This is a genomic window from Clostridium luticellarii (genome assembly GCF_002995845.1).
Classification (GTDB): domain Bacteria; phylum Bacillota; class Clostridia; order Clostridiales; family Clostridiaceae; genus Clostridium_B; species Clostridium_B luticellarii.
On the sequence record NZ_PVXP01000120.1, the window covers coordinates 1 to 4,234 of the forward strand.

Consider the following 4,234-nt stretch of genomic DNA (forward strand, 5'->3'; position numbering starts at 1 on the left):
ATATTGACTTTTCTATTATTTTTGATAAAATTTAATTGTTATATTTTATCTAGGGGGTAAATATGAAAGATGAATGAATTAGGGAGACACATTTTAGCAGAAATCTATGGATGCGATGCTGAAATATTGAACAATAGAGAATTTATAGAGAGAATAATGGTAGATTCTGCAATAAAAGCAGGTGCTGAAGTAAGGGAAGTTGCCTTTCACAAATTTAGTCCGCAGGGTATAAGTGGCGTGGTTATAATATCAGAATCACACTTAACAATTCATACATGGCCGGAACTCGGTTATGCTGCTGTAGATGTATTTACTTGTGGAGATAGGATAAATCCCTGGAATGCATGTAATTATATGACTGAAAAGTTTAATGCAAAAAATATGACAGCAACTGAGATAAAAAGAGGTATTTTTGAACAGGTAGTAAAAGTTAAAGCCTCAAATATATAAGAGATCATCGTCTGGGATGATCTTTTATTTTTATAAGGTGAAAATTAGATGTATAAATGCATAAAATTAGTAAAAAGGAATTTAAGATATTTTAGGGAATTAAATAGGGAAAGAGCTGTATTTAATTCTCTGAACAGAGACTTTTTTCAAACTTATGATAATTGTAATTTTGCCCAGCAAATAATTTTGAGAAGAAAAGTAAAGCTTATTAAAGACAAATTCAAATATATAGGTTATATCTGGACTGATTTATATCACAAGAATATTTGTAATATAAATGCCCTCAATGTAATATGCCGGTGTAATTCCATAGATAGTTTACCCTATAGATGTCTGATAAATACCATTAGAGAAAATTGTACTGTGAAATATTTATGTGAGAATAACAATTATAATTTCAGTTTATTAAAGAGCATGGGATTTGAAAAAAAAGAAGGTACTTTGATCTTATACAAGGAGTTGTCTGAAAATATACACTTCATCTTAAATGGAGGGCTTGAATTTGAGGTACTTCAAAAGGGCAGAGACGAGGAAAAAAGATGTGAAGTACAAAACAAGATATTTGAAGATGAACACAGGGTTCCTCTTACTCTGGAAGATATTTTTTTCGATGAAGTTCAAGATTATTATTTTGAAAAAGGGGCAGTTTTTTTAAAAAAAGATAATAGATATATAGGATATGGGCAGTTCATACTTGAAAATAATATTCCTGTCATAGTGAATTTTGGAATAATAGAAGAGTGCAGGGGAAAAGGGTATAGTAAATACCTGCTGATATATCTTTTGAAAATGATATATTTCAATGGATTTAATAAGATAATAATAAAGGTAAGAGACTCTAATTACAGAGCATTAAATCTATATAAGAGTGTTGGATTTGAAGTTAAAAAGGAGCAGTATCATTTGGAATTGAAACGAAGAAGCAGTATATAAGAAAAGTTCCCGTACAATAGGGAACTTTTTTATGTTTGATTATTCTCTGGTCTTTTTGTATTCTTCTATAGCTGCTTTCAACAGCTCTACAGCAGCTTTTAAATCATCACAATTTAGACAATAGGAAATTCTGACTTCATCTTCCCCCAATCCTGGAGTAGCATAAAAACCATTGGCAGGGGCAACCATAACTGTTTTGCCATCTTTTTCAAAATCAGTTAACAAAAATTTTGCAAAGTTTTCTGCATTTTTAACAGGTAATTTGGCAACTACATAGAAGGCACCAGTAGGTTTTTTACATATCACACCTGGAATTTTGCCAAGGCCCTCCATTAATATATCTCTTCTCTTTTGATATTCTGCTCTTGTCTCTATGAAGTAACTCTCCGGAGTATCTTTTAATGCGGCAGCTCCAATTTGTTCTACTGTAGGCACACAGAGTCTGGATTGACACAGCTTCATCACGTTATGAATAAACTCCTTGTTTTTTGAGGCTACTAACCCGATCCTTGCCCCGCAGGCACTATATCTTTTAGATATGCTGTCAACAATTATCACTCTATCGATAATATCTTTTAAGCTGAGAGTAGAAGTATATTTTAGTCCGTCGTATACAAACTCCCTATATACCTCATCAGCTATTAAGTACAAGTCATGCTCTTTAGCTATGTCTCCAAGCAGTCTAAGTTCTTCTGCTGTGTATACTGTTCCCGTTGGATTCCCGGGATTTGAGATCATAAGTGCTCTTGTTCTGTCAGTTATCTTACTCTCAATTACTTCTCTATCTGGAAGGTGAAATCCATCTTCCGCTTTTGTTAAGTAGGGAACCATTTTAGCAGAAGCTGTTTGTGCAAACCCATTATAATTTGTATAAAATGGCTCTGGTGAAATTATTTCATCTCCAGGATCACATATAGTCATGAAAGTCAGCATTATGGCTTCACTGCCGCCATTGGTTATTACCAGTTCGTCTTTGGTAAATTCAGTATCCCATTTTTTATAATACTCTATGAAACTTTCCTGAAGCTCGTCCATTCCTTGGGATTCTGTATAGGCTAAAACGGTGGTCTTAAAATTTTCAATTGCCTTAAAAAATAAATCCGGAGTTTTCACATCAGGCTGTCCAATGTTTAAATGATATACTTTTATGCCTCTTTTTTTTGCTTCCGCAGCATAAGGCGCTAATTTACGTATAGGTGAAAATTGCATGTTTAAAATCCTGTTTGACAATTTCATAAAAATTATACCTCCACTTTTCATTGAAATGATAAAATTCAAGAAAAAATTTTTTACTTAATTATACTCTTTATAGGAACATGAATTGATTTTAATTCAAACATACTTTGATATTGAAAATTATTAAAATAGCCCCTATCTCCAATACAATTAGCTCTCAGTTTATTTTTACTCTCTTCTAGTTCTTTGAAATTTTTTATATCATACATAATATTCTCTCCTTTTAAGAAAAGTTTAACCAAAAAGGAGAGATCTTATTCTCGAAATCAATAGTATTTGTAAAGAACCTTTCCAAGTCTTTTGATTCCCTCTACAATTTTTTCTTCCGGCATACACGAATAATTCAATCTAAAATGGTTATCACGTCCACCATTTGGGAAGAAGGAACCTCCAGGAACATATGCCACTTTTTCTTTTAATGCTTCTTCCAGTATTTCTTTGGAATTTAACCCATCCTTTAATTTAACCCAGGCGAATAGTCCTCCGTAAGGGTTTGTGTGTTTGATTTCTTTTGGAAAATACTGATCCATGCTTTGAAGCATAAGAGTTCGTCTTTTACCATAAACTTTCTTTATTTCAGCTATATGTTCGTTTAAATCATAAGTTTCCATAAATAGTGCAGTAGCTCTTTGATCCAGACTGCTGCATTGAAGATCCACACCCTGTTTTATTATGACATATTTTTGAAGTATGTCAGGTTCAGCACATATCCATCCAATTCTAAAACCAGGACAAAATGTTTTTGAATATGTACCAAGGTATATTACCCATCCGTCTTTATCAAAACTCTTTATGGAAGGATGAGTTGTACCTTCAAAGATAAGTTCTCCATAGGGATTGTCCTCAATTACGGGAACCTCATATTCTTTGGCCAGTTCGGCCAATCTTTTTCTTCTGTCATCAGACATGGTTATTCCTGTAGGGTTCTGAAAATCTGGAATGGTATAAATCATCTTGACTTTTTTGTCCTTTTTGAGTACATCTTCAAGCTTTTCCATTATCATACCATTATCATCCATCTCTATTTCAGTAAATTTAGGTCTGTAGGCTTTAAATGCATTGATTGCTCCCATGTAACTTGGGCTTTCACATATTATAGTGTCACCTTCATTTACAAATATTTTTGCAGAAAATTCAATGCCCTCCTGAGATCCGCTGGTTATAATTATATCTTCACCAGTTACATTTACACCTGAATTAACCATTCTCTGTTTTGCTATTATATTTCTTAAAGGTTTAAATCCTTCTGTTGTGCTGTATTGCATAGCAGCTATTCCATCTTTATCTAAAACATCTTGCATTATTTGCTTCATTTCTTTTACAGGAAACAGCTCTGGTGCAGGCAATCCTCCGGCAAAAGAAATTATTTCAGGCATCTCAGTTAATTTTAAAAGTTCCCTTATTTCTGAAGCTTTTAATCCTTCTGCCCGTTTTGAAAAATTTGTTTTCATAAAAAATCCCCCCGAATAAATATTAGATACAATAGCCCTCCTATTTCACCTCCTCTAAATTAAATGACATTAATTATTTGAAATATATATTAAGTAACAATATATATTTTAAAAATGGAAAAAATCAGAAAAGTTTTATAACTGATTTTCATCTTTATAAATAT

General features: G+C 32.6%; 5 protein-coding genes. 2 read left to right on the forward strand and 3 right to left on the reverse strand.

The genetic code is table 11. The features are described 5' to 3' along the window. The first annotated feature begins 69 nt into the window (after window positions 1–69). Together speD and CLLU_RS18045 are read left to right on the forward strand one after the other, a co-directional pair. On the forward strand, window positions 70–450 hold the full coding sequence (speD, locus tag CLLU_RS18040; RefSeq protein ID WP_106011142.1) for an adenosylmethionine decarboxylase: 381 nt from the start codon (window positions 70–72) through the stop codon (window positions 448–450). A gap of 48 nt (window positions 451–498) precedes the next feature. After that, window positions 499–1,383: a GNAT family N-acetyltransferase gene (locus tag CLLU_RS18045; RefSeq protein WP_106011143.1), complete on the forward strand. Its 885-nt coding sequence runs from the start codon at window positions 499–501 to the stop codon at window positions 1,381–1,383. Between the two features lie 39 nt (window positions 1,384–1,422). Here the strand turns inward: CLLU_RS18045 and CLLU_RS18050 are convergent, their stop codons facing one another. The 3 genes from CLLU_RS18050 to CLLU_RS18055 are packed head-to-tail and all read right to left on the reverse strand — an operon-like array spanning window position 1,423 to window position 4,070. Further along, on the reverse strand, window positions 1,423–2,619 hold the full coding sequence (locus CLLU_RS18050) for a pyridoxal phosphate-dependent aminotransferase (protein ID WP_106011144.1): 1,197 nt from the start codon (window positions 2,617–2,619) through the stop codon (window positions 1,423–1,425). 53 nt (window positions 2,620–2,672) lie between these two features. After that, window positions 2,673–2,828, reverse strand: a complete 156-nt coding sequence (locus CLLU_RS18925) for a hypothetical protein (RefSeq protein WP_170065775.1) — start codon at window positions 2,826–2,828, stop codon at window positions 2,673–2,675. A 57-nt stretch (window positions 2,829–2,885) separates the two neighbouring features. After that, window positions 2,886–4,070 carry an aminotransferase-like domain-containing protein gene (locus CLLU_RS18055; protein ID WP_106011145.1) on the reverse strand — a complete coding sequence of 395 codons (1,185 nt, stop codon included), beginning with the start codon at window positions 4,068–4,070 and terminating at the stop codon, window positions 2,886–2,888. Window positions 4,071–4,234 lie beyond the last annotated feature (164 nt).

Excerpts from the sequence above, each read along its gene's own strand:
- speD (WP_106011142.1), top strand. The coding sequence starts at position 70 with ATGAATGAATTAGGGAGACACATTTTAGCAGAAATCTATGGATGCGAT.
- CLLU_RS18045 (WP_106011143.1), top strand. The coding sequence starts at position 499 with ATGTATAAATGCATAAAATTAGTAAAAAGGAATTTAAGATATTTTAGG.
- CLLU_RS18050 (WP_106011144.1), bottom strand. The coding sequence starts at position 2,619 with ATGAAATTGTCAAACAGGATTTTAAACATGCAATTTTCACCTATACGT.
- CLLU_RS18925 (WP_170065775.1), bottom strand. The coding sequence starts at position 2,828 with ATGTATGATATAAAAAATTTCAAAGAACTAGAAGAGAGTAAAAATAAA.
- CLLU_RS18055 (WP_106011145.1), bottom strand. The coding sequence starts at position 4,070 with ATGAAAACAAATTTTTCAAAACGGGCAGAAGGATTAAAAGCTTCAGAA.